This is a genomic window from Duncaniella freteri (assembly GCF_004766125.1).
GTDB lineage: Bacteria > Bacteroidota > Bacteroidia > Bacteroidales > Muribaculaceae > Duncaniella > Duncaniella freteri.
Genome location: NZ_SJSA01000001.1, coordinates 682,582 through 707,066, shown reverse-complemented (window position 1 = coordinate 707,066; position 24,485 = coordinate 682,582). Strand labels below are relative to the sequence as shown.

Sequence of the window (24,485 nt, the reverse complement as noted above, 5' to 3'; positions counted from 1 at the left end):
GTAAGGCTGTGGCTAATAAGCGGATAAGATGTGTCGTATTCTCTGTCATGTTTCTGTGCGGATGGGCTGCCGGATGGGCTCAGATCAGGACAGGGCATATGGGTGTGGACTGGGACCGTGTGGAGAGGCTTTCAGGCGATTCCTTGTCGAAATGTCTGGACGGACATTATTTCTACCCGACATGGATAGAGGGGACATCATCGTTCCATTATGCGGTGAAAAGGAATGGGCGCAAGCGTTTCTATCTTGTAGATGCAGCCTCAGGCAAGAGTAGGGAATTCATACGTGATGCACATCGGTTCGTACGCGATTATGCCGGAATCACAGGTGATACGCTCAATCCTGAGGATATGACTATCTATGGGCTTGAATTTCGTGACGGGGATACCAGGAGGTTTGAGATCAATCGCAAGGGAAAGACTATGGTCTATGATATAGGATCTGAGCGTCTGAGAGAAAGCAGACCGAAAAAGGATAGAAAAGAGGGGAAACAGATTGTGGATCGTTTCAGAAAAAGGAATGTTCATAATCCGGATTCAACATTCTCGATGCTCGGATGTGGTTATGACCTGTATGTCCGTGACAACCGTTCAGGCAAGGTGACACGTCTCACCGATGATGGAAAGGAGGGTGCCTCGCATACCTATCGCAACACTGCCGATACTATTGAGAATTCTTCGGGGGCATGGTATGGCAACCGTTTCATGCAGGTCATATATGATAACAGCAGTATAAAGGAAATGGGATTCATAGAGTCCCTGACGGACGGACGTCCAAAGGTCAATGTGTTCAAAATGCCTATGCCTGGCGATGAAGGTGTGAGGCGTTTCCGCATCTATTGGTTCAATCCGGAGACCTGTGAGGGTAGATATCTTCCGATAGATAAATATCCTGACCAACTGGTTGAAATGAATTTCTTTACCTCTGACAGTATAGCCTTTTTTACAAGGCGAAGCCGTAAGGCCGATAATATCGACCTGTGCCGAATCAATATAAAGGATGGGACTGTTACGGAACTGATATCGGAGGAATGCAGGCCCCATATGAATCTGTCGCTTTTCGGTTACCGCTTGATAGCAGGAGGCAAGGAGATACTTTGGTGGTCGGAGCGTACCGGCAGAGGTAACTATTATCTTTATGATTCCGATGGTAACATCAAGAACCGTGTCACTTCAGGAGATAATCTTGTGGCGGGAGGCATTATGAAGATTGATACATCCGATCGGTCCATGATCTTTGCCGGATATGGGAATGAGGCAGGTATAAATCCTTATTATACATATTATTATAAGGTTAATCTTGATGGCTCGGGACAGCGGTTACTGACCCCTGGCGACGGGACCCATAGCCTTGAGATTTCCAAGGATGGTAAATGGGGTATAGACCGCTATTCACGTATGGATCTCCCCACAGTGATGCAGGTGGTTGATATAGACAATCCGGAAAAGACATTCGTGGTGGATTCGATGGATGTGAGCGGACTTCGTGCCGCAGGATGGAAAGCCCCTGAGCTGTTCAGTGTCAAGGCTGCCGATGGGGTGACTGATCTTTACGGCATTATGTATCTTCCTTCTGATTTTGACCCGAAGAAGAAATATCCGGTAATAACCAATGTGTATCCCGGTCCACAGGACGACCAGGTGACACGCGGGTTTGCTGTCGATGATAATGGTAACCAGTCGCTTGCCGAGATGGGGTTTGTGGTCATCAACGCTTCATCGCGTGGTAGTTCACCTTTACGTGGAAGGGATTTCTATACTTACGGTTATGGGAACCTGCGTGACTATCCGCTTGCGGATGACAAGCATACCATTGAGGAGCTTGCAAAGAGTCACTCGTTCATCGATCTGAATCGTGTGGGCATATACGGTCATTCTGGAGGCGCGTTCCAGACGGCGGCAGCCATGATGACATATCCTGATTTCTATAAGGTAGGGGTTGCGGCATCGGGCAATCATGACAACAATATCTATATACAATGGTGGGGCGAGGTGTTCCACGGACTTGACGAGGTGACCGACAGTGTCACCGGAAGGACAAAATTCCGCACATCCATCCCTACCAATATGGAGCTTGCTCCCAATCTGAAAGGCAGGCTATTGCTTATCACAGGAGATGTTGACAAGAATGTGCCCCCATCCTGTACTTATCGTCTTGCCGATGCGCTTATAAGGGCAGGAAAGAGGTTTGACATGTTCGTTCTTCCTGGCAAGGACCATGGGGTGCAATGCTCTTATTACCAGAATATGATACGTTATTATTTTGCAGACAATCTCCTCGACCCCACAGTCAGTCATATCAACATTATCAATCATAAATAATTTTAACCTTATGAAGCATTATTCGCCAGTCAGAGCAATCTTATTGATCTGCTTCTGCATGATAGGAATTACACTGGCGGCACAGCAACCCTCACCCGATTCGATGGTAGAGATTGATGTGACCGTGGTGGATTCCGAGAATCAGCCGCTTCCCGGAGCAACAGTGCAGATATCCGGTAAGAAACAAGGCGTAATTTCCGACATGGATGGTCGCGTCAAGCTATGGGTTGACCGTGGAGCACGCGTAGAGTTCAGATATGTGGGACTGAAAACGGTCTCAGTCAAGGTCAACAAGCCGCTTAAGGGAGACATTCTCCTTGAAGACGACTCGTCACAGCTTGATCAGGTAGTGGTGACAGGTTACCAGCGTACCACCAAGCGTCGCACCACAGGATCGGTCGCCACACTTTCGGCTGAGGACCTTAAGGGCTCGCCTACTGCCAATCTTGACATGCTAATGCAGGGCAAGGTGGCAGGTATGGATGTGAAAGCCCTTTCAGGCAGGCCGGGAGAGTCAGCCAAAGTGCGTATACGAGGCACAAACACCATCACCGGAAATGCCGATCCCTTATGGGTGGTCGACGGTGTGCCCTTGCAGAAGGATATCCCCGCTATATCTTCTTCTCAGGTTAAAGCCGGTGATTTCAACGACATCTTCACCAACGGCATATCAGGAATAAATCCTAACGACATCGAGTCGATAACGGTGCTGAAGGATGCTTCGGCTGCCGCTATTTACGGATCGAGAGCTGCCGGCGGTGTGATTGTCATCACCACCAAGCGTGGCAAGGAAGGCAAGCTCAATGTCAACTATTCAGCCAATGTCTCGATTGTTACCAAGCCTCCTCATGATGCCAACCTTATGAACTCAACTGAGAAACTTGCCTGGGAACAGGAGCTTTGGGACGAGTTCTCTGCCGACCGTATGGCTAATGGGCTACGATACCCTGTGATTGGTGCAGTAGGTCAGATAAGGTCGGGCTACGGACAGTATGCCGGATGGACTAAGGAGCAGCAGGATGCAGAGATCAGCCGCCTTGGCGAGCAGTCGACCGACTGGTATGAGGAGCTGTTTCAGAATTCTGTATCCAACAGCCATTATCTGTCTTTGTCAGGAGGATCGGACAAGACTTCTTATTATGTGTCGCTCGGTTATGCCAAGAATAACGGATTGGTTAAAAAGACTGATTATGAGCGTTACAACATCAATTCCAAACTTGACCTCAAGCCCAGTCGCCGACTTAAGATAGGCATACAGCTCGACCTCTCGATGCAGGAGAGCAACGGCGCCTCCCTCAATGTCGATCCTTTCAAGTATGCTTATTTTGCTAATCCATATGAGAGGACATTCAATGCTGACGGATCATATGCCGCAGACAATACATACCACACTTTCAGGAGGGTTAACGGTGCGACAGCCATGAGTGAGCCTGAAAACGGATTCAATATCATACGCGAGCTTAACGAGACATCATCCCAAAGCAAGAACCTTTCTGCTCAGGCGATAGCGACTCTGAGCTATAATATCCTTGACAATCTTTCATTCGAGGGACTTGCGTCCTATAGTTACACTGACAATCACACCGATAATATCAATGGTAGCGGTACATATGCAGCATGGCTTGACCGACCTTTTGATCCATCCTTTACATCGAAGCGTACATATGGGTCAATCACTCAGACATCCGCTTATAACACAAGCTATAATCTGCGCGGACACTTCCATTACAGTAACACATTTGCTGATGACCATTATGTGAGTGCGCTTGCCGGTGCCGAGATACGTGGAGCGTATGCCAAAAGTATTTTCGAAAAGCGTTACGGTTATGATCCGGTTACAGGTAATTCGGCATTTCCTGTATATCCCGAGGGATCGGATGTAGATTACTCCACACTGCTGGCATATGCAAAAATCATTGACGGACTTTCGGGTCAGAGCCGTGAGAAGACCACATTCGCGTCATTTTATCTTTCTCTCGATTATGTGTTGAAGAATCGCTATATACTCAGTGTCACAGGCCGTACCGACGGTTCCAACAATTTCGGCAGTGACGAGCAGTTCAATCCTACCGGATCGGTGGGCCTGTCATGGAATGTTGACCAGGAATCATTCTTCCAGTCTCTCAAGCCTGTGTTCAGTACATTGTCGGTACGCACAGCGCTTGGATATACAGGAAATATCAACAAGTCGGTATATCCGCAGCTTGTGATGGATTACTCAAATTATTTCCGTAACACCGGTGATACTTTCCTTCGGATCGGTGACATACGCAATGCCCCCAATCCGCGTCTGCGCTGGGAAAAGACCAGAGACATGAAAGTGTCAGTCGATATGGGATTCTTAAATGACAGAATCCGCCTTCAGGGTGAATTGTATGACCGGCGTACTCGTGATGCAGTGTCGTCAGTACCTGTTGTCTACACTACCGGATTCTCATCTCAGACGTTCAACACTTCCGAACTTCTCAATCAGGGTGCCGAACTCACTGTAAGTGCCACAGCATTCAGTAACCGTGACTGGAGAGTCACACTATCTGCCAATCTTGCCTGGAACCGTAACAAGCTGCTGAAGTACACACCTACAGTTGTGAGTATGTTCAATGAGAACTATGAGGGATATCCGCTCGGGTCTATTATAAGCGGACGGGTCAAGGGCATTGATCCCAAACATGGCATTTATATCTATGAGGTGCGTCCCGACGTTGAGATGACTACTGATACGGACCGCCGGAAATCCAATAATTATGCGTTTTATCTGGGCACAAGCAGTGCGCCCACCAATGGCGGCTATTCAGTGTCGGTAGGTTATAAGAGGTTGACCCTTAGCATGGGTGGCTCATTCTCATGGGGAGGCAAAATCCTTAATAATGTCAATTGCCCCATATCGTACGCATCGCTTGACCGAGGCAGTGCCATAGAATCGGTCCCGACACAGGAGAATGACCTTTACACCAATTATCTGAATGTCACCAAGGATAGAGTGAACCGTTGGACTCCCGACAATCCTATCGTTAACGCTTATCCACGTATCATTGATGCTTACGGTGACAGGCTCGGGCTTGATGACTATATGGTGACGAGTGACAATATCACGCGTGCTTCAATGATGGAGGATGTGTCTTATTTCAAACTCGGATCTATACTTCTGTCCTATTCAATGGACTACACATGGCTCAAGAGAGCGTTTATCAATTCCATTGTACTGTCGGCAGGCGTGAGCAATGTGTTCACCATCACCGACTATGATGGCATTGATCCTGAGACTCCCGGAGCTGTGTATCCGCAGCCCCGTACATATTCGATGGGACTTTCTGTAAACTTTTAACCGCAATATCCTATGAAAATATTTAGAATATTAGTCGTGGCTATGGTGACGTTTGCCATGACGGCGTGCAGCGATTATCTCGACATCAAGCCTTATGGGAAGGTTGTGCCGACTACACCGGAAGAATTTTCGGCGTTGCTCAACAGTCATCTCGATGCCATAGACCGGGGCACGTGTGACTATCTTGTGCCGAGGTTTTCTCATGTATCTGAGCTTGATGCTGAGTTCAGTGACAATTTTGAGACAGGTCTTACTGCTTCTACTGGCAGGCCGGGAGCCTTTGACCTTCTCCCTTATGTTGGGAGCAAGATATCCAATAATGGCACAGAGTGGTACTACAGAGACCATTATGAAGTGATACGCAATTGCAATATAGTGCTTCATGAAATGGAGGAACGTGACACTGAGGAGGCTAACAAGATACTTGCTCTTGCCTATGCCATGCGTGGGGTGGCTTATTACCAGTTGATGCGTTATTTCTGCGAGGTCCCTGAGGCTGGCAATACTGACAATCAGCTCGGAGTGCCTGTAGTGACCGAATTTGATATGGAAGCGTCTCCTGCGCGCAGTTCTCTTTCAGCTACTATCGCTCAGATTGAGAACGACTTGAAAATGGCACTCTCGCTCCACATGACCGATGAGGTGTACCGCTTCACCGATGATGTCAACACCGGCTATCTGTGCCGTCTTTATTTCTGGTCACAGCAGTGGGACAAGGCACTCTCTCTTGCTCAGGAGCTGTTGCGCAGACACCCTCTGCTCAGCGGAGAGGATTATGTGGAAATGATGACCACTATAGGTCCTCTTGCCGGAAATCAGCTCATCAAGGCTCATCGTGCGTCGTCAGGTAACGATCAGGAGGTAGAGGGGACATTGACGAGCCTTGCATCACGTCCGGTAAGTGTCAGGCTGCTTAATTATTACCGTGGCAATGAGAGTGTAGCGGATGTGCGTTACAATCTTTGTTTTAATGAAAAACGTCTCGCCAAGAACAAGATTTTCTGTGGGATGCGTGCTGCTGAATTCGCGTTGATCGAGGCGGAATGCTATTATCACCTTAACCGGTCGGATGAGGCTCTTAAGTCGATCAACCGTCTCCGTTCCAACCGAATATCCGATTATGTCGATATAGAGATGAACGATATCCCTGATGTTCCCGGAAGTGAGATAATCACCACAGATGTGACAGGCAAGGCTTTGACACCGCTCCTTGGGCTGATACTTGGCGAGAGGCGCAAGGAACTCTTTCTGGAGGGTGATCGTTTCTTTGAACTTAAGCGCAACGGTTCTCCTGAATTCGTGTCCTATCTGGACGGATTTAAGTATGTTACACGCAGTTATATGTACACATTCCCCATACCTGTAAGGGAATTTGACATAACCGATAATCTGATTCAGAATCCAGGTTACACCGAGATCGTTGACCGATAATAAAATTAAGATAAAGTCATGAAGAAATATATATTACGTCCTGGTATATTGCTGTCGATTGTGACAGCAGGGATTGCTCTGAGCTCTTGTGAGAAAGTTGACGAGGTGCCTCCTTATAAGGAATCGTCCTCGACCAAGGTGTATAAACTCCCTGACCCTACAATCATGACGGCAGAGGAGACCGCTGAATTAAAAGCCATAAAGGCAGAGTATGAGGCGGCAGTCAATAACAATTAATAATGATATCGCTATGAGACAGATGTTATACAGGCTGATGCTTTTGTCGGTAGTCATGTGTGTGATGCCATCATTGGTGTCCTGCTCTGATGATGACAATGGTGTCAGCACATTACCGCAGATATTCATTGAGAAGTCGCATTTCACTATGGCTAAAGGGGATGTAACCATTCTTGTTACAGCTGAGGTGCCACCTGTTCAGGATATCCGTATCCCTGTAAGATTAGGAGGCAGTGCCGTGAGGGATGTTGATTATACCATATCCGACGAAGGTGTTGTGATCAAGGCGGGAGAGACTACCGGTTCGTTCATAGTGTCGCGAATAGAGGAGAGTATGCCCGATGATAAGTTGGAGCTGTTCATCAATCTTGCCGAGGCTCCTTCCGGATATTGCCTCGGGCTTGTCAACTATGCGTCGATCAATCTTCTTGGCAAAAATGGGTATGTGATGTCGTTTATGGAGACGGCAGGTACCATTGACCTGGATGGAGAGTTCAAACTGAAACTTTATGACATGAAGGGCAGCATGTATCGTCCTAAGGTCGAAGAGATATTTGAAGTGGAGATAGATGCTGAACAGTCCACCGCGGTGGAAGGTGAGCATTTTGAAATGCCTGAGGGGCATGTGATCAAGTATCCGGCCAATGCCAGAGAAGGTATTCTTAAGGTCAATATGCTCAAGGTCGAACCCGGTAGGGACAAGATAGTGTTCCGTCTTGTCGATAAGGACGGATATGCTGTTGGTGCTAATCCTGAAATGACTGTAACGATCAAAGGTCCGGACAATTTCTCCGGGACATGGCAGTTTGATCATTTCGACTTCGCGGATGTTCAGATGTACGAGGACTGGGGCATGGCAAATATATATCCCGACAAGGCTCCTGTGGCATCGGCTGACGACAAGATGGTACTGACCGGCGAGACATACGAGAAATATGCGTTTACACCACAGTTCGGCAAGGATCTTGCCAAATATTTCGGTTCAGGCACGCGCGATGTTGAATTCATTAAGGTAGATAAGGAGTTCAAGGATCAGAATGGCGTAAACACTAATTTCACAAGGCTCAAGGTGCCGGGAATAAATATATCGTTCTCTGACACTAAGCAGGATATACGTGATGCCCAGGTTGCGTTCAATCTTATCCAGTCAGATGGCAAGGAGTATCTTGAATGCTGGATTGGCGACTGGATTCCTGTATATGGTGAATATGGTGGTGATCTCTCCGATTGGATATATGATGACACCTACCTTTGGACTATGGCTCCTATAAGGATATATTTTACCAGAGTTCAGTAGGAATACGTTATATCTGTAAATCACTAGTGTCTCTTAAAAAGTGTTAATCAAATTCGAGGTCAAGAGTTGGATGGCAATTTGCTATTTGTGCTGGCACCGGTTCTGGAGTCAACAAGTCCTTGATATGCTCCTTGACAAGCAGGGAGCTGCCGAGGATTCTCATGACTTCGTAGATGTTTCTTTCAAGTTTCATTTTATGTTCGATTATTGCGACAACGCAGTAAGTGCATATAGCCGCATAAATTTGTATTCTGACGGATGTCTCGGAATTACCCCAGAATGTGGTGACTCTAAGGTGCTGTTTGATCCATTTGAAGAAAAGCTCCACCTGCCATCGGTTCTTGTAAAGGAACACAATCTGTTCGGCAGACAGGAAGAAATTATTTGTGTAAAAAACAAAACTTCTCTTCAGGTCAGGGATATACGCTACAATACGTCTAATCCGGGAAGGGTAATTGGATGCATTGCGTCTACCGGTAAACCTTACGGTATAATCTTGAAGAATGTTTCCATTCTCGGGCATGTCCAGACCATCCTCGACAATGAACTTCGGCTTAGCCTTCTCTCTTATGACAAAGAAGGCTCCAAGTTCCTCAATCTTATGAAGCCTATCCAAGTCCCAGTATCCACGGTCGAAGATATAACCGGCCAACGGTTCATAATCAATGATATCCATCGCATTTACATCATGAACCGAGGCATTGGTGATGTTTATCATAACTGGAATCTGCGTCACTATATCAAGTTGGGTATGCAGTTTAATGCCGGACTTGGTGCTTCTGAACTTTGCCCAGTCATAAACACTCATGCAAAGGTCAATCGTGGAGGAATCGAACGCATAGAACTTGCCGCCGATACAAAATTCCCGGTCTATACGGGCTTCCTGAGCCAGCACAATCATATGGTTGGCGAACTCCTCGAACACATGCCAATCACGATTGGTATTGCATCTGGAGAGAATATTACGGTCTACCGCTTCTTTGCCAAATCCGAGATGAAAGGATTTCTTGCGATGTGCTGTAGTGATATCCGAGAGTTCACGGAGACTTCGACATCCGAGCAGTTGACCGAATATAAGGACAAGCAACTGTCCCCAATAAGACAACTGCCATCCGAGGGTTCTGTCCTCAACCTTATTTTTGGTACGATGCTCCATGATTCTTTCAAATTTGCGTTTTGGCAAAAAGTCAACAATCTGGCTGAAAATGTATCGTCCTGCATTCATGAAAAATTGGGGAACCGAGTTTTAAGGCTCCAACCCCAATGTAATCATTTGAAAAGTGCGACAAGGTTTGCAGGCCTGAAAATCGCGTAACCAACATGAATACAGAGTTTAACAATTTCGCATTAACAGATTTTAAAAGACGCCAGTGTCTGTAAATAAAAGTATGGTGTGGGTCTGATTGATGAGGCTCGCACCATATTTTTTGCTAATTTTGCGTAAAAATCTGTATTGCACCCCTCTTCTCAACTTTCACAATTTCGCAATGTTATAGAATTATGGAATCAATCAAGACTATTTATAAAATCGGTCACGGTCCTTCAAGCAGCCATACCATGGGACCATTGAAGGCTGCTCAGGAATTCATGAATATGTCGCCTGATGCCGGTTCGCGCCGTGTGACTCTTTACGGATCGTTGGCTGCTACAGGCAAGGGGCATATGACCGATAAGGCTATCCTTGACGAATTGACCAAGTATGCGCCATGTGAGATAGTATGGAAGCCGGATATATTTCTGCCTTTTCATCCGAACGGAATGAAGTTCGAGGCACTTGACTTTGACGGTAAGCCGTATGTCGAACAGACGTTCTACAGTATAGGCGGAGGTGACATACTTAAGGAAGGGGAGACACGTGAGCCCCAGAGAAACGTCTATGATATGCACACCATCAAGGATATTTTGAGGTGGTGTGAGAAGTCGGGCAAGAGTTATTGGGAATATGTCGATCAATGCGAGGATTCGGATGTGTGGGACTATCTTTATCAAGTGTGGACTGTGATGAAGGAGGCTGTGCTGCGAGGCATTGAGGCCGAAGGGGTGCTTCCCGGCGGTCTTGGAGTCCGTCGTAAGGCTGTGAGTTATTATGTTCATGCTGCCGGTTACAATAATAGCCTTAAGAGCCGGGGGCTGCTGTATGCATATGCTCTTGCCGTGAGTGAAGAGAATGCATCGGGAGGAAAGATTGTCACCGCACCTACCTGTGGCTCCTGCGGCATAGTTCCGGCTGTACTTTATCATCTTCATACATCCAAGGATTTTTCTGAGAAGAGGATACTTAGGGCGTTGGCGACTGCTGGACTGTTTGGGGCTGTGGTCAAACATAATGCATCAGTGTCAGGTGCAGAGGTGGGCTGTCAGGGTGAAGTGGGTGTCGCTTGCGCTATGGCGGCAGCCGCAGCATCTCAATTGTTTGGCGGTACACCTGCTCAGATAGAGTATTCGGCAGAAATGGGACTGGAACACCATCTGGGGCTTACGTGTGATCCGGTGTGCGGACTGGTTCAGATCCCATGCATAGAGAGAAATGCCTATGCAGCTGCCCGAGCCTTGGATGCCAATCTGTATTCCGCGTTTTCCGATGGCAAGCATTCGGTTAGTTTTGACCGTATAGTGGAAGTCATGAAGCAGACAGGCCATGACCTTCCGTCGCTCTATAAGGAGACATCACAGGGTGGTTTGGCAGTCATAAACTGACCCTTTTGCTTCCGACAATTTCAGAATGATCAACAACTGATATTTGAAACTGTTGTTGATCGTTTTGATAATTGTCGGAGGTTATCAATCATAGAATGGGATGGAAAATTTTTCTATTAAATCATATGGCTGAATAGAAAATAATAAAATTATTGTGAATTTGAGGTGATGGATGATAATTTTGAATAAAATAGATAGTTGGTTGTGGCTTTTTGATAGGAAAATGTGTATATTTGCGGAAACTTTTAATGAGCTATTTAGTTTTTAGTACAATTAGTAACATATGGCAAGCGTGAAGTTTGCCGGAATCAGCATAAACAATTTCTAAGTATCGCAGTAAGTCAGATGAACAATGACCAGATTAAGGTGATGTTTGCTGAAGAAGAGCATTGCAAGTATGCCGGGCAAATAGTCGACCTCATCTATGAATCAGCTCTCCAGCGTGGCACAGGCATTGCCCGCAGATCGCCGGAGTATATCGCTCAAAAGATTAAGGGCGGTAAGGCTGTAGTTGCTCTCTGTGATGACCGTCTAATCGGATTCAGTTACATAGAGAGCTGGGAACATGGTGATTATGTGGCCACCTCAGGCCTCATTGTCGATCCTGAGTTCCGACGATTGGGGCTGGCAGCACGTATCAAGGCTAAGACTTTCGAGCTTGCGAGACTTAGATTCCCGTTTGCTAAGATTTTCTCTATCACCACGTCGCTGCCAGTCATGAAACTCAATTCCAATATGGGTTATAAACCGGTGACATTCTCCGAGCTCACTACTGACGAGGAGTTCTGGCAGGGATGCAAGGGATGTGTCAATTATGACATCCTTCAGCGCAACAATCGTCGCATGTGTCTGTGCACAGGCATGTTGTTTGACCCCAAGGCAAAGATGGAGCGTCCGTCCAAGAGCCGTCCCTATTGGATGTGGATAAAGAACAGGGTGTCCAAACTGTTCCATAAATAAAAATTGTTTTTGAAAATCTTGTAAACGACCATAAAATGAAAAAGAAAGTAGTTCTCGCCTTCAGTGGCGGTCTTGACACATCGTTTGCCGCCAAGTATCTTTCTGAGGATCTTGGCTATGAAGTACACACAGCTATAGCCAATACCGGAGGATTCAGCACTCAGGAACTTGAGCTTATCGAGAAACGAGCCATGGCTTTAGGCGCAGTGTCACATGCCTCTCTTGATGTTACTAAGGATTATTACGAAAAGAGTATCCGCTACATGATCGCTGGAAATGTGCTCCGTAACGGCACTTATCCTATTTCGGTGTCTTCGGAACGTATATTCCAGGCAATTGCCATTATAGAGTATGCCAAGAAGATAGGGGCCGATGCGGTGGCTCACGGTTCTACAGGAGCTGGTAATGATCAGGTGCGTTTTGACCTTACATTTCAGATTCTTGCGCCTGAGATTGAGATAATCACACCTACTCGTGATATGACCCTCACACGTGAATATGAGATAGACTATCTGCGCAGTCACGGCATTGATGCGGACTATAAGAAGATGGAGTATTCCATCAACAAGGGGCTGTGGGGTACCAGCATAGGAGGTAAAGAGACGCTCCACTCCGGACAGACCCTCCCTGAAAGTGCTTATCCGAGCCAGGTGACCGGACAAGGTGAGGAGAGAATGACCCTGACATTTGACAAGGGAGAGGTTGTGGCTGTAAACGGCAAGATGTATGATGACCGTATTGAGGCTATCCGGGAGGTGGAACGCCTCGGTTCACGCTACGGCATAGGACGTGATATGCACATAGGTGACACTATAATAGGCATCAAGGGACGTGTTGGGTTCGAGGCTGCCGGTCCCATACTTATTATAGCCGCTCATAAGATGCTTGAGAAACATACTTTGACCAAATGGCAGCAATACTGGAAGGACCAGATAGGCAACTGGTATGGTATGTTCCTGCACGAGTCGCAGTATCTTGAGCCGGTGATGAGGGACATGGAGGTGTTTCTTGAGAATTCACAGCGTAATGTGAGCGGCACTGTAGAGGTGACTCTCCGTCCGCTCGGTTATACTCTAGTGGGTGTGGATTCTCCGTTTGATCTTATGAAAACCGATTTCGGTGAATATGGCGAGGTCAACAAAGCTTGGAGTGCCGATGATGTGAAAGGCTTTACCAAGATACTTGGCAACCAGATGAAGATATATCACAATGTTCAGAGCAGGAACGGCAAAGAAGAATAGTTATACATTATGATCAGAGCCGGAATAATCGGTGGGGCGGGTTACACTGCCGGGGAGCTCATGAGGCTCCTCATCAACCACCCGGAGGTGGAGGTGGCTTGGGTCCATTCCACAAGCAATGCCGGAGTCCCTTTGGCTGATGTTCATGAGGGACTTATCGGGGAGACTGACATGAGATTTGCCGAAACGTTTGACCTCAATGCCTGCGATGTGGTGTTCATGTGCCAGGGGCATGGGTTCAGCCGTAAGTTTTGGGAAGATAACGAGTTGCCTGAGGATCTTAAGGTTATTGATCTTGCACAGGACTATCGTGATGAATCGGACGGCTATGTGTATGGACTGCCCGAACTCAGGCGGAATGAAGTGGAGCTTTGCCGTAAGCTCGCCAATCCCGGATGCTTTGCCACAGCTGTACAGCTTGCTCTGCTTCCACTTGCTCAAGCCGGTTTGCTTGAAGGCGAGGTGCATGTCACCGGTATTACCGGATCTACAGGAGCAGGAGTGAAGCCCGGAGCTACAACTCATTTCTCATGGCGTAACAATAATATATCTGTTTACAAGGCATTTGAGCATCAGCATCTCAAGGAGATAAAGATGACCCTCTCCGGATTGCAGGGAGGCAAAGACCCGGACATAAGTTTTATACCGGTGCGTGGCGATTTCGCCCGAGGCATATTCGTTATGGCTGACATAACCACCGGAATGGAGATCGGTGATTTAACTAAACTCTACAAGGAGTTTTATGCCGGTGCGGCGTTCACTTTTGTTTCAGACCGGCCTGTCGATCTAAAGCAGGTGGTCAATACCAATAAATGTGTCATCTCGCTCGAAAAGCATGGAGACAAGCTCCTTGTGCTGTGTGCTATCGACAACCTTCTTAAGGGGGCATCCGGTCAGGCGGTTCATAATATGAATCTTATGTTCGGATTGCCTGAGAGAATGGGTCTTGCGCTGAAGCCTTCGGCGTTCTAATACATTACAGTATCATGACATTATTTGATGTATATTCATTATATGATATAGAACCGGTCAGGGGTGAAGGATCATACGTCTTTACTGCTGACGGCACACGTTATCTCGACCTATATGGCGGTCATGCCGTGATATCCATAGGTCATGCTCATCCATTGTATGTAAAGGCGGTGAGCGAACAGGTGGCACGTCTAGGATTCTACTCCAATTCGGTCAAGAACACTCTGCAACAGCAGCTTGCTGATCGTCTCGGACGTATGAGCGGTTATAGCAGTTATTCCCTGTTCCTGTGTAATTCTGGGGCGGAGGCTAATGAGAATGCTATTAAGCTGGCATCTTTTGCCACCGGACGAAGTAAAGTCCTGGCTTTTGACAAAGCTTTTCATGGGCGTACGTCGGGGGCGGTAGCCGTCACAGACAATCCTAATATACAGGCTCCGTTCAATGCCACAGACAATGTGGTGTCCGTCGGGCTTGGCGATATAGCGGCAGTTCGCGAAAGGCTCTCCGGCATGGAGTTTGCAGCAGTGATAATCGAGGGGATCCAGGGTGTTGCCGGGATCCGTATGGTTGATGATGACTTTCTGCGCCAGTTGCGCACCGTGTGCGACAATACCGGCACATTGCTCATTCTTGACGAGATACAGTCGGGCTACGGACGTACAGGAAACTTCTTTGCCCATCAGCATGCCGGTGTGCGTCCCGACATGGTGACATGTGCCAAGGGCATAGCCAATGGTTTCCCTATGGGTGCTGTTCTAATATCGCCTTCCATAGAAGCGAGGAAAGGGATGCTTGGCACTACATTCGGTGGCAATCATCTTGCATGTGCCGCTGCTATAGCTGTGCTTGATGTGATGGCTGAGGAGCACTTGGTGGAGAATGCTGCTGAGGTGGGTCAGTACCTTATTGACAGTCTGCATGCGATGGCAGAGCGTAACAGTGAGATCGTGGATGTGCGCGGACGTGGGCTTATGATAGGTATTGAGATCAGAGGCCAGGCTGCGGCGTTGCGTCGGAAACTGCTTTTTGAAGGGAAAATTTTCACAGGAGGTGCCGGTGAGCATACTGTACGTCTCCTTCCAGCTCTTGGTTTAAATAAAGATCAGGCCGATGAGTTCCTGAGAACATTTGAAGAATTTATAAAAACTGCTCAATCCTCATGAATTATGAAAAAATTCACAAATGTCAGTGATATAGGACCTCTTGACATAGCTGTCAGAGAGGCTCTCGAAATCAAGTCCGACAAGTTCGGTTTCACGCAACTGGGTAGGAACAAGACTCTGTTGATGATATTCTTTAACTCTTCGCTCCGTACCCGTCTGAGTACTCAGAAAGCAGCGATGAACCTGGGCATGAATGTAATGGTGCTTGATGTCAACCAGGGGGCATGGAAACTTGAGACTGAACGCGGAGTGGTGATGGATGGCGATAAGGCTGAACATCTGCTTGAAGCAATCCCTGTGATGGGATCGTATTGCGATATGATAGGGGTGCGGTCGTTTGCCGGTCTTAAGGACAAGGCAGAGGATTATGAGGAACGTGTGATAAACCAGTTCATAGAATATTCGGGGCGTCCGGTGTTCTCAATGGAGGCTGCTACTCGTCATCCACTTCAAAGCTTTGCCGATCTGATAACGATTGAAGAGTTCAAGACCAAGAAACGTCCCAAAGTGGTTATGACATGGGCTCCGCATCCGCGTCCTCTCCCTCAGGCTGTGCCTAATTCGTTTGCCGAGTGGATGAACGCCACCGATTATGAATTTGTCATCACACATCCTCATGGTTATGAGCTTGCTCCGGAGTTTGTAGGAAATGCCTATGTGGAGTATGATCAGTGCAAAGCTCTTGAGGGGGCTGACTTCGTGTATGCCAAGAACTGGTCGGCATATGCCGGTGACAATTATGGCAAGGTGCTATCGACCGACCGGGCATGGACTGTCGATTCTGAAAAAATGGGACTTACTGACAATGCATTCTTTATGCATTGCCTCCCTGTAAGACGCAATATGATTGTTACTGACGAGGTGATTGATTCGGACCGTTCGATAGTTATCCCGGAAGCGGCAAACCGTGAGATATCCGCCCAGGTAGTTATAAAACGACTTCTTGAGAGCCTATGACTATGGACCGGGATATAAAGGTGGTAAAGATTGGTGGCAATATTGTCGACAATCCGGATGCTTTGGCGCGGTTTCTAAGGGATTTTACGGCTCTTGAAGGGCGCAAGATTCTGGTGCATGGAGGGGGCAAAGAGGCTACACGCCTTGGTGCTCGTCTGGAGATACCGTCAGTTATGATCGACGGACGGCGTGTCACCTCACGTGACACACTCGATGTGGTGACAATGGTGTATGCCGGTCTGGTCAATAAGCGTATTGTATCGCAGCTTCAAGCCATCGGCTGTAACGCTGTCGGACTGAGCGGGGCTGACGGAGATTCCATAAGGTCTACCCGCCGCAGTCCTCAGCCTGTCGACTATGGTTATGTTGGCGACATTAATACGGATGGTGTCAATGTCTCTCTGATAGGGTCATTGCTTGATGCGGGACTGACTCCTGTGTTCTGTGCAATAACCCACGACGGCAACGGTTCTTTACTCAATTGTAATGCCGATTCCGTAGCCTCGGCTGTTGCGATAGGCATGTCGGCTGTTGCGCCGGTCGACCTTATATACTGTTTTGAGCAACCGGGGGTGATGAGGGACATATGTTGTCCGGAATCGCTGATTGCACACATCACCGCTGAAAGTTATTCGGCGTTGAGGAGTAACGGTACCGTGGGTCAGGGAATGATACCTAAACTTGATAACTCATTCCGCGCTATAGATGCCGGGGTGAGAAGTGTTATTATCAAGCATGCCTCCAATCTTAACAATGATACAGGTACTGTGCTGTCAAAATGAATGTAGATAAAGAGATCGCATTGCTGCAACAGCTCGTGGCAGTCCGCTCCTTCTCACGAGAGGAGGATGGGACTGCCACGGTGATATATGATTATCTCTCAGAGTCGGGAATCTCTCCTGAGAGATATGGAAATAATGTGTGGGCAGTATCTGACGGATTTGATCCTGCTCTGCCTACACTGATGCTCAATTCGCATCACGATACAGTCCGTCCTGCCGGCAGTTATACCAGGGATCCTTTTTCTCCGGATATTGAGGATGGTGTGCTGTATGGTCTGGGCAGTAATGATGCCGGGGCTTCAGTGGTGTCGCTTATAAGGACATTTATCGACAACCGTTCCCGCCGGTTGCCTTACAATCTTCTGCTTGGTATCACGGCTGAGGAGGAGGTGGGTGGAGAGAACGGCATGCGAGCATTTCTTCCTATGCTTGCAGGTAAAGGCATTGACATCGCCTGTGCTATAGTCGGGGAGCCTACTGCGATGCAGCCTGCTATAGCCGAGCGCGGACTTGTGGTGCTGGACTGTGTTACGTCAGGTGTCACCGGTCATGCTGCGCGAGGGGAGGGTGTCAATGCTATTTACCGTGCCATGGAAGATATAGAGTGTGTGCGTTCATTCCGTTTTCCGGTGGAGTCGCAGGTGCTTGGTCCGGTGAGCATGAATGTCACTCAGATCAATGCCGGTTGGCAGCATAACGCTATTCCTGATGAGTGCATATGGGTAGTGGATATACGCACCACCGATGCCTGCTCCAATGAGGAGCTGGTGGATATGTTGCAGTCTCAGGTGAAGTGGAGTGTATTGACTCCGCGTTCCACACGCGTGAGGGCTTCGGTCATATCGGAGACCCATCCGCTCGTGACGGCGGCAATGAGGATGGGGCGGATTCCGTTCGTATCCCCGACTACGAGCGATATGTCGCTCATGTATAATATCCCTTCACTTAAAATAGGCCCCGGAGAATCATCGCGCAGCCATACTGCCGATGAATACATACGCATCGAAGAGATCCATGAAGCGATAGTGATTTATAATAACATACTGAACGATATAATTATATGAAACTTTGGAGCAAAGGCTTCGAGCCTGACAGAATGATAGAGGAATTTACTGTGGGTCGTGACCGCGAGCTTGATCTGCGCCTTGCGCGCTACGATGTGCAGGGCTCTATGGCTCATATACGTATGCTTGAGAGCATAGGGCTGTTGAAAAAAGATGAGCTTGACTTGCTTATCGAGGCTCTTGAGGATATTGCCGATGTTATAGAGCGTGGCGACTTTGTGATAGAGGAGGGTGTTGAGGATGTGCATTCCGAAGTGGAGTTCATGCTCACAGCCAGGCTTGGTGACATTGGCAAAAAGATTCATTCCGGCCGTTCGCGCAATGATCAGGTGCTTGTTGACCTCAAGCTCTTTATGCGTGACGAGATCAGGCATATTGCTGAGGCTGTCAACCGACTGTTTGACCGGCTTCAGGCTTTGAGCGAGGAGCATAAGGACAAGCTTATGCCCGGATACACCCATATGCAGGTGGCTATGCCCTCGTCATTCGGATTATGGTTCGGAGCATATGCCGAATCATTGGCTGACGATATGCAGATGCTTGTGGCTGCATATAATGTTGCCAATCAGAATCCGCTCGGCTCAGCTGCCGGATATGGATCTTCGTTCCCTCTTGACCGGGAGATGACCACGCGCCTGCTCGGTTTTGAGACTTTGCATTACAATGTCGTTGCCGCGCAGATGTCCCGAGGTAAGACGGAGCGTGCTGTGTCGATGGCTATTGCCTCGATAGCATCTACGCTCGGACATCTGGCAATGGACGTGTGCATGTGGATGTGCCAGAACTTCGGTTTCGTTTCGTTCCCTGACAATCTTACCACCGGTTCTTCAATTATGCCTCATAAGAAGAATCCTGATGTATTTGAGATAATGCGCGGTAAGTGCAACCGTCTTCAGTCGGTACCGAATGAGATTGCCTTGCTTACTGCCAATCTGCCTCTCGGATATAATCGTGATCTGCAATTGCTTAAGGATATTATTTTCCCGGCAACCACAGAACTTATAGAGTGCCTGGATATGGCTGAGTTTATGTTGGGGCATATACTCGTCAGAGATGGCATAGTGGATGATTCGCGGTATGACTATCTGTTTACGGTCGAGGAGGTCAACCGCCTTGTGCTTGACGGAATGCCGTTTCGCGAGGCATACAAAAAGGTTGGTCTTGAAGTTCAGAATGGCTCCTATTCTCCGTCACGTAACGTCCGTCATTCCCACTCCGGAAGCATCGGTAACCTGTGTAATGACCGGATTGCCGAAAAATTCCGTTCGATAGCTTCTAAAATAAAGTAGAGTTACGTATCCGATACCAACAGTCCCCTCAGAAATGCAATGCATTCCTGAGGGGACCTCCACAGAGCGTCAGTACGAAGCTGCGCTTTTGTATATCTTGCGCTCTTCAGTGTAAATTAATTTAGTTCTCTCATGTAAATTAAAAATGGTGACATAGATCGTATTAAGTCATATGTATAAGTAAGGTATATCACCGTGTTAGATTATGGTAAGAAGATACTTTTGCTTAAACGATTTGTCACGGTAACGTCAAGGCAAGAGCATGACCGCACGCCAATCGGAAGACGTGATAAATCATATAAGCAGAAACGTATCGGATTGTAGAAGTGTACAAATGTCAGGGATGTAGACGTCTATGTACAATTGTGGAGAAGAGGAGAATTTTCAGTTGTGGTTTGTCTGTGGTTTGTGTTTTGGGATTGTAAGTGAGTTTTTGTTATATGGAATAAAGAGCTGGGGCTCTTTTGGGGTAGATCGCCGATGAGGGGATACGGCGATAAAGGAACAGGATATTTATAGAAGATATAAATTGAGTGTTTATAAAAAATATAAATATTGACGAAAGTACTGCGCTTCAGTGACGGTGTTGTAGAGTTCTTATGCGCTAATACATACTTAAAAAAGATCGTGACACTGATAAATCACTTTCATCAGGTCACGACAAAGGTAACAGTTTAATTTTTAAAAACCAAATATTGTTGCAAATATTTGAGAAAAAAATTAAATATTAATGAAATTTTGGTGAAAAAATCAATTGAGCTGAATGTTTCTCAACAATGAATATTTAACCGTATATTCTCAGAATGCGACCGATTTCATTGTCAGACCGGTGGTCTCTTGAAGTCCGAAAAGCAGGTTCATCGTATGTACTGCATTCCCGGCAGCTCCTTTAAGCAGGTTGTCGATCACTGCTGTTATAAGAAGTTTGCCGTCGATCTTGTCAAGATGGATGATACACTTATTTGTATTGACCACATCCTTAAGGTCGGGTATTTTAGATGTGATGAATGTGAAATTGTGATCATCGTAGTAGTCTTGGTAAATCTTGATTATCTGGGCGAGCTCCAGAGGGCATTCCAGATAGGTCACAGCCATGATGCCTCGCGAGAAAGCTCCGCGTACAGGCACCATATTGAGTTGCGACCGGAAACTTTGCTGCATGGCAGAGAGGGTCTGAATTATCTCAGGTTCCTGTGTGTGGCGGAACGGACGGTACACCACCATGTTGTCATTGCGCCATGCATAGTGGTTTGTGGGGCGTGATTCGGCTCCTTCGCTTGTGGCTCCTGTGATTACAGTGGTGTGAATGTCCGAATTAAGCAGGAGGTTCTTGGCAAGGGGGATGAGCGACAGTTCCACTGCCATGGCAAGGCATCCGGGATTGGCTACATGACGTGCTCCGCGCACCATCGGCTTGCGATTGAGTTCGGAGAGTCCGTATACGAAATCGTGGGAGGGATCGGAGATACGGTAGTCGCGCGAGAGATCAATTATTCTCAGGTCCTCGGGGACATCGTTTTCTGCAAGGAATTCCCGGGTTTTGCCTGCCGGTCGGCAGCAGAACAGTACATCAAGCCCCTTTAGATCGTATGTGCTTGAGAAAGTCATGTCTATCTCGCCATGGAGCCCTTGGTGTACATCGACGATGCGCTGTCCTGCAACGGTGCGGGAATGCACCCATTTCAGTTCGACATCAGGATGGTTGATGAGTATGCGTATCAGCTCGCCGGCAGCGTAGCCCGAGCCTCCTATGATTCCGGCTTTTATCATTGTTGGACTGGTTTTATTGTGGCGATGCCTCGTTCCATGCGCCGGACGGTCTCTTCAAGCCCGATAAGTTCTGTGATATCGAATATGTGCGGACCTTTGCATTCGCCAACAAGAGTGAGACGCCATGCGTTCATAACGTTGCCGAGATGATAGCCGTTGTCCTCAACCCACTTCAGTACGATAGGTTCTGCTTCGGTTCCTTTGAAGGATGGGAGGGCACGGAGCACACCTATAAGCTCGGTGAGAATGGCAGGCGTCTCTTCTTTCCAGCGTTTGCGTATATCCTTTTCGGCATATTCGGTTGGGGCAGTGAAGAAGAATCGGGCATGGTCCCACAGGTCGGCAACGAAATTGATGCGTCCTTTGACGAGCGACACTGCGCGGGTGATGTAGTCCTCAGTGTAGTCATCCGGATTTACGCCATGAGCCTCAAGCACCGGACGGAACAGGGCAGCGACACGCTCGTCGGGTGTTGTCTGGAGATATTCATGATTGAACCAACGTCCCTTTTCGTAGGCAAATTTTGCGCCCGCTTTGGAGCAGTGTTCGAACGAGAATTTCTTTATCAGTTCTTCCATGGACATTATCTCAGTGTCGTCGCCGGGATTCCAGCCGAGAAGGGCAAGGAAGTTTATTACGGCTTCAGGCAGGTAGCCTGACTCACGATAGCCGGCGGAGATTGCTCCCGATGCGGGGTCGTGCCATTCGAGCGGGAACACAGGGAATCCCAATCGGTCACCATCACGTTTTGAGAGCTTGCCTTTGCCGTCGGGCTTGAGAAGGAGTGGGAGATGCACGAAATCAGGACGGGTGTCAGCCCAGCCGAACGCTTCGTAGAGCAGTACATGCAGAGGTGCGGAGGGGAGCCATTCTTCTCCGCGTATCACGTGAGTGATCTCCATGAGGTGGTCGTCGACTATGTTGGCAAGATGATATGTGGGCAGGTCGTCGGCACTTTTGTAAAGGACCTTGTCGTCAAGGATCGATGAGTTGATGGTCACATTGCCGCGTACAAGATCGTTTACCACTACGTCACGTCCGGGCTCGATGAGGAAACGCACCACGTAGGGGGTGCCGCCATCGATCAGGGCTTTCACCTCTTCAGCAGGCATGGAAAGAGAATTGCGCATCGACAGGCGTGTGGATGCGTCATACTGGAAGTTGGGGGTGGCGGCACGTGCGGCATCGAGTTCGGCAGGGGTGTCGAATGCAATGTAGGCTTTCCCATTGTCAAGAAGCTGCTTGACATATTTGCGGTAGATGTCGCGGCGTTCGCTCTGCTTGTATGGACCATATGCCCCGCCTTCACGTACACCCTCGTCGATCTTTATTCCGAGCCAGGCGAGAGATTCGTTTATGTAGTCCTCTGCGCCGGGAACGAAACGTTGTGAATCGGTGTCCTCGATGCGTAGAATCATTTCACCGCCATGACGGCGTGCGAAAAGGTAGTTGTATAGTGCTGTACGTACCCCTCCGATGTGAAGAGGTCCGGTAGGGGAGGGAGCAAATCTTACTCTGACTTTTCGGTCCATTGCTTTGTCTCTATATAATTTTGTGTGAGCGTTAAATTAAAGTATTTGGCACAAAAATACTCAAAAATCACGGCATCTCTAAATTTTAGAGAAAAAATTACTAATTTTGTGTCTCATAAACTTCCATATGTGAGTGTCAGAATCATTTGGATGCAAGTGGTCTTGATGCTCGTCATGTATGAAATTAATATTATGGAAACGCCTCGATATCCTTATGTGCCTGAACCAGCGATACGCCGCCTTCCGTGGTATCTCGCTTGTGTGCAACGCCTCAGAGCCCAAGGCGTTGAATATGTGTCATCGACCGCTATCTCTCAGCAGCTCAATGTGGATGCCTCACAGATAGCCAAGGACTTGTCATATCTCAACATAAAAGGAAAGACCAGGATCGGTTATGAGGTGGCTCAACTTGAGCAGGGTCTCAATGATTTTCTTGGATTCCACAAGTGTCATAATGCCGTGATGATGGGTGTCGGCAGTCTGGGGAAGGCTCTGATCATGGACTCAGGACTTTCAAGATACGGTCTTGACATAGTGGCAGGTTTTGATGTGAACCCCGAGTTGATAGGTACTGAGATAGCCGGCACCCCGGTGTATGACATATCCGAGCTTGCCGCACGTCGGGAATCTTTAGGGGCGGAGATTGCTGTGCTGGCGGTGCCCGTGGAATATGCCGCCGAGGTGACGGAGCTGTGTGTTGCAGCCGGTATCAAGGCGTTATGGAACTTCACGCCATTCCATTTCAAGACATCTCCGGAGATAACTATCGAGAATACTTCTATATATGCACATCTTGCAGTGATGTACAACCGTATGGAACAGAGATGAATATAGTATGAAGATAATACGTGTGATAAGCTCTTCTCCTGTTTTTAATGTGGATTTTCACCCTGACTCTGCAATGTTGCTTCCAGGGCGTCCTGTGTTCTATCCTGATTTCGGAAAGGACTGGATGGCGGTTCCTTATGTGGCAGTGCGTGTGAACAGGCTTGGAAAGAGCATAAGTGAGAAGTTTGCATCGAGGTATTATGATGCATTGTCGGTTGCAGTCAGGATAGTTCCCTCGGGTGGATGTGACATTCCGGAAGGTGTGCTGTCCGGGATGGATTGCTCGATAAATTTTGGTGAATGGATATGTCCGCAGGAATTCTTTGGGCTCGGATCTGTAATGATTGGTGATGTGCCTGTAGGGTGTCATGATGTGACTAAGGATGTCATTGACAGTATTGTGAGCGAGGCAAGCAGACTGACCTCTCTACGTATGGGAGATGTGCTGATGATCCCTGTCGTCCCTGAGTGTGGGATTGCGATATCCCCTCGTATGCGTGTCGTCGCACTCTGTGACGGCTCTCGCGAATTGCTGAACATTAAGGTCGTATAAGACCGGATTTCATAGATAAAAGATAAAAATAAAGTCGGGCTGTTCTCACGAACTGCTCGACTT

General features: G+C 47.8%; 19 protein-coding genes. 16 read left to right on the top strand and 3 right to left on the bottom strand.

Annotated features, from left to right (window positions below):
- The first annotated feature begins 8 nt into the window (after positions 1-8).
- The 5 genes from EZ315_RS03030 to EZ315_RS03010 are packed head-to-tail and all read left to right on the top strand — an operon-like array spanning position 9 to position 8,611.
- Positions 9-2,321: a S9 family peptidase gene (locus EZ315_RS03030; RefSeq protein WP_242452483.1), complete on the top strand. Its 2,313-nt coding sequence runs from the start codon at positions 9-11 to the stop codon at positions 2,319-2,321.
- A gap of 58 nt (positions 2,322-2,379) precedes the next feature.
- Positions 2,380-5,646 (top strand): SusC/RagA family TonB-linked outer membrane protein, encoded by a 3,267-nt coding sequence (locus EZ315_RS03025; protein ID WP_242452482.1) that lies wholly within the window; start codon positions 2,380-2,382, stop codon positions 5,644-5,646.
- Positions 5,647-5,658: 12 nt separating this feature from the next.
- Positions 5,659-7,077 (top strand): RagB/SusD family nutrient uptake outer membrane protein, encoded by a 1,419-nt coding sequence (locus EZ315_RS03020; RefSeq protein ID WP_135470503.1) that lies wholly within the window; start codon positions 5,659-5,661, stop codon positions 7,075-7,077.
- Positions 7,078-7,095: 18 nt separating this feature from the next.
- Positions 7,096-7,314, top strand: coding sequence for a hypothetical protein (locus EZ315_RS03015; protein ID WP_135470501.1), 219 nt, complete (start codon positions 7,096-7,098; stop codon positions 7,312-7,314).
- Between the two features lie 13 nt (positions 7,315-7,327).
- Positions 7,328-8,611 (top strand): DUF4843 domain-containing protein, encoded by a 1,284-nt coding sequence (locus EZ315_RS03010; protein WP_135470500.1) that lies wholly within the window; start codon positions 7,328-7,330, stop codon positions 8,609-8,611.
- A gap of 43 nt (positions 8,612-8,654) precedes the next feature.
- On the opposite strand, the gene EZ315_RS03005 is transcribed toward EZ315_RS03010, so the two are convergent.
- The gene (locus EZ315_RS03005; RefSeq protein ID WP_242452481.1) at positions 8,655-9,767 is read right to left on the bottom strand and encodes an IS4 family transposase; all 1,113 of its coding nucleotides are present in this window, start codon (positions 9,765-9,767) and stop codon (positions 8,655-8,657) included.
- 344 nt (positions 9,768-10,111) lie between these two features.
- Between EZ315_RS03005 and EZ315_RS03000 the strand changes: the two genes are divergently transcribed.
- From EZ315_RS03000 to argH, 9 genes are all read left to right on the top strand, one after another.
- The gene (locus EZ315_RS03000) at positions 10,112-11,308 is read left to right on the top strand and encodes an L-serine ammonia-lyase (RefSeq protein ID WP_135470496.1); all 1,197 of its coding nucleotides are present in this window, start codon (positions 10,112-10,114) and stop codon (positions 11,306-11,308) included.
- Between the two features lie 345 nt (positions 11,309-11,653).
- Positions 11,654-12,268: a GNAT family N-acetyltransferase gene (locus EZ315_RS02995; protein ID WP_135470495.1), complete on the top strand. Its 615-nt coding sequence runs from the start codon at positions 11,654-11,656 to the stop codon at positions 12,266-12,268.
- A 35-nt stretch (positions 12,269-12,303) separates the two neighbouring features.
- A complete protein-coding gene (locus EZ315_RS02990) occupies positions 12,304-13,509 on the top strand; it encodes an argininosuccinate synthase (RefSeq protein ID WP_135470493.1) in 1,206 nt (401 codons plus the stop codon).
- A gap of 9 nt (positions 13,510-13,518) precedes the next feature.
- Positions 13,519-14,481: an N-acetyl-gamma-glutamyl-phosphate reductase gene (gene argC / locus EZ315_RS02985; RefSeq protein WP_135470491.1), complete on the top strand. Its 963-nt coding sequence runs from the start codon at positions 13,519-13,521 to the stop codon at positions 14,479-14,481.
- A gap of 14 nt (positions 14,482-14,495) precedes the next feature.
- Positions 14,496-15,647, top strand: coding sequence for an aspartate aminotransferase family protein (locus EZ315_RS02980; protein WP_135470489.1), 1,152 nt, complete (start codon positions 14,496-14,498; stop codon positions 15,645-15,647).
- A gap of 3 nt (positions 15,648-15,650) precedes the next feature.
- On the top strand, positions 15,651-16,604 hold the full coding sequence (locus EZ315_RS02975; RefSeq protein ID WP_135470487.1) for a Rossmann-fold NAD(P)-binding domain-containing protein: 954 nt from the start codon (positions 15,651-15,653) through the stop codon (positions 16,602-16,604).
- Entirely contained in the window at positions 16,601-17,386 is a 786-nt protein-coding gene (gene argB, locus EZ315_RS02970; RefSeq protein ID WP_369698955.1) for an acetylglutamate kinase, read from the top strand. Before EZ315_RS02975 ends, argB begins: the two co-directional genes overlap by 4 nt.
- Positions 17,383-18,450 (top strand): M20/M25/M40 family metallo-hydrolase, encoded by a 1,068-nt coding sequence (locus EZ315_RS02965; RefSeq protein WP_135470483.1) that lies wholly within the window; start codon positions 17,383-17,385, stop codon positions 18,448-18,450. Before argB ends, EZ315_RS02965 begins: the two co-directional genes overlap by 4 nt.
- Entirely contained in the window at positions 18,447-19,739 is a 1,293-nt protein-coding gene (gene argH / locus EZ315_RS02960; protein ID WP_242452480.1) for an argininosuccinate lyase, read from the top strand. The genes EZ315_RS02965 and argH overlap by 4 nt, the downstream gene beginning before the upstream one ends.
- Before the next feature lie 798 nt (positions 19,740-20,537).
- On the opposite strand, the gene argC (EZ315_RS02955) is transcribed toward argH, so the two are convergent.
- Together argC (EZ315_RS02955) and gltX are read right to left on the bottom strand one after the other, a co-directional pair.
- Positions 20,538-21,509 (bottom strand): N-acetyl-gamma-glutamyl-phosphate reductase, encoded by a 972-nt coding sequence (gene argC / locus EZ315_RS02955; protein ID WP_135470481.1) that lies wholly within the window; start codon positions 21,507-21,509, stop codon positions 20,538-20,540.
- Complete coding sequence (gene gltX, locus EZ315_RS02950; protein ID WP_135470480.1) at positions 21,506-23,041, bottom strand: glutamate--tRNA ligase; 1,536 nt, start codon at positions 23,039-23,041, stop codon at positions 21,506-21,508. Before gltX ends, argC (EZ315_RS02955) begins: the two co-directional genes overlap by 4 nt.
- 192 nt (positions 23,042-23,233) lie before the next feature.
- Here gltX and EZ315_RS02945 point away from each other — a divergent pair, with 192 nt between their 5' ends.
- Both EZ315_RS02945 and EZ315_RS02940 read left to right on the top strand, forming a co-directional pair.
- The gene (locus EZ315_RS02945) at positions 23,234-23,869 is read left to right on the top strand and encodes a redox-sensing transcriptional repressor Rex (RefSeq protein WP_135470478.1); all 636 of its coding nucleotides are present in this window, start codon (positions 23,234-23,236) and stop codon (positions 23,867-23,869) included.
- 7 nt (positions 23,870-23,876) lie between these two features.
- Positions 23,877-24,422 (top strand): hypothetical protein, encoded by a 546-nt coding sequence (locus EZ315_RS02940; RefSeq protein WP_135470476.1) that lies wholly within the window; start codon positions 23,877-23,879, stop codon positions 24,420-24,422.
- The last annotated feature ends 63 nt before the right edge of the window (positions 24,423-24,485 follow it).

What these genes read in the sequence shown, in the direction of transcription:
- EZ315_RS03025 (WP_242452482.1), top strand. Translation starts at nt 2,380, where the DNA reads ATGATAGGAATTACACTGGCGGCACAGCAACCCTCACCCGATTCGATG.
- EZ315_RS03020 (WP_135470503.1), top strand. Translation starts at nt 5,659, where the DNA reads ATGAAAATATTTAGAATATTAGTCGTGGCTATGGTGACGTTTGCCATG.
- EZ315_RS03015 (WP_135470501.1), top strand. Translation starts at nt 7,096, where the DNA reads ATGAAGAAATATATATTACGTCCTGGTATATTGCTGTCGATTGTGACA.
- EZ315_RS03010 (WP_135470500.1), top strand. Translation starts at nt 7,328, where the DNA reads ATGAGACAGATGTTATACAGGCTGATGCTTTTGTCGGTAGTCATGTGT.
- EZ315_RS03005 (WP_242452481.1), bottom strand. Translation starts at nt 9,767, where the DNA reads ATGGAGCATCGTACCAAAAATAAGGTTGAGGACAGAACCCTCGGATGG.
- EZ315_RS03000 (WP_135470496.1), top strand. Translation starts at nt 10,112, where the DNA reads ATGGAATCAATCAAGACTATTTATAAAATCGGTCACGGTCCTTCAAGC.
- EZ315_RS02995 (WP_135470495.1), top strand. Translation starts at nt 11,654, where the DNA reads ATGAACAATGACCAGATTAAGGTGATGTTTGCTGAAGAAGAGCATTGC.
- EZ315_RS02990 (WP_135470493.1), top strand. Translation starts at nt 12,304, where the DNA reads ATGAAAAAGAAAGTAGTTCTCGCCTTCAGTGGCGGTCTTGACACATCG.
- argC (WP_135470491.1), top strand. Translation starts at nt 13,519, where the DNA reads ATGATCAGAGCCGGAATAATCGGTGGGGCGGGTTACACTGCCGGGGAG.
- EZ315_RS02980 (WP_135470489.1), top strand. Translation starts at nt 14,496, where the DNA reads ATGACATTATTTGATGTATATTCATTATATGATATAGAACCGGTCAGG.
- EZ315_RS02975 (WP_135470487.1), top strand. Translation starts at nt 15,651, where the DNA reads ATGAAAAAATTCACAAATGTCAGTGATATAGGACCTCTTGACATAGCT.
- argB (WP_369698955.1), top strand. Translation starts at nt 16,601, where the DNA reads ATGACTATGGACCGGGATATAAAGGTGGTAAAGATTGGTGGCAATATT.
- EZ315_RS02965 (WP_135470483.1), top strand. Translation starts at nt 17,383, where the DNA reads ATGAATGTAGATAAAGAGATCGCATTGCTGCAACAGCTCGTGGCAGTC.
- argH (WP_242452480.1), top strand. Translation starts at nt 18,447, where the DNA reads ATGAAACTTTGGAGCAAAGGCTTCGAGCCTGACAGAATGATAGAGGAA.
- argC (WP_135470481.1), bottom strand. Translation starts at nt 21,509, where the DNA reads ATGATAAAAGCCGGAATCATAGGAGGCTCGGGCTACGCTGCCGGCGAG.
- gltX (WP_135470480.1), bottom strand. Translation starts at nt 23,041, where the DNA reads ATGGACCGAAAAGTCAGAGTAAGATTTGCTCCCTCCCCTACCGGACCT.
- EZ315_RS02945 (WP_135470478.1), top strand. Translation starts at nt 23,234, where the DNA reads ATGGAAACGCCTCGATATCCTTATGTGCCTGAACCAGCGATACGCCGC.
- EZ315_RS02940 (WP_135470476.1), top strand. Translation starts at nt 23,877, where the DNA reads ATGAAGATAATACGTGTGATAAGCTCTTCTCCTGTTTTTAATGTGGAT.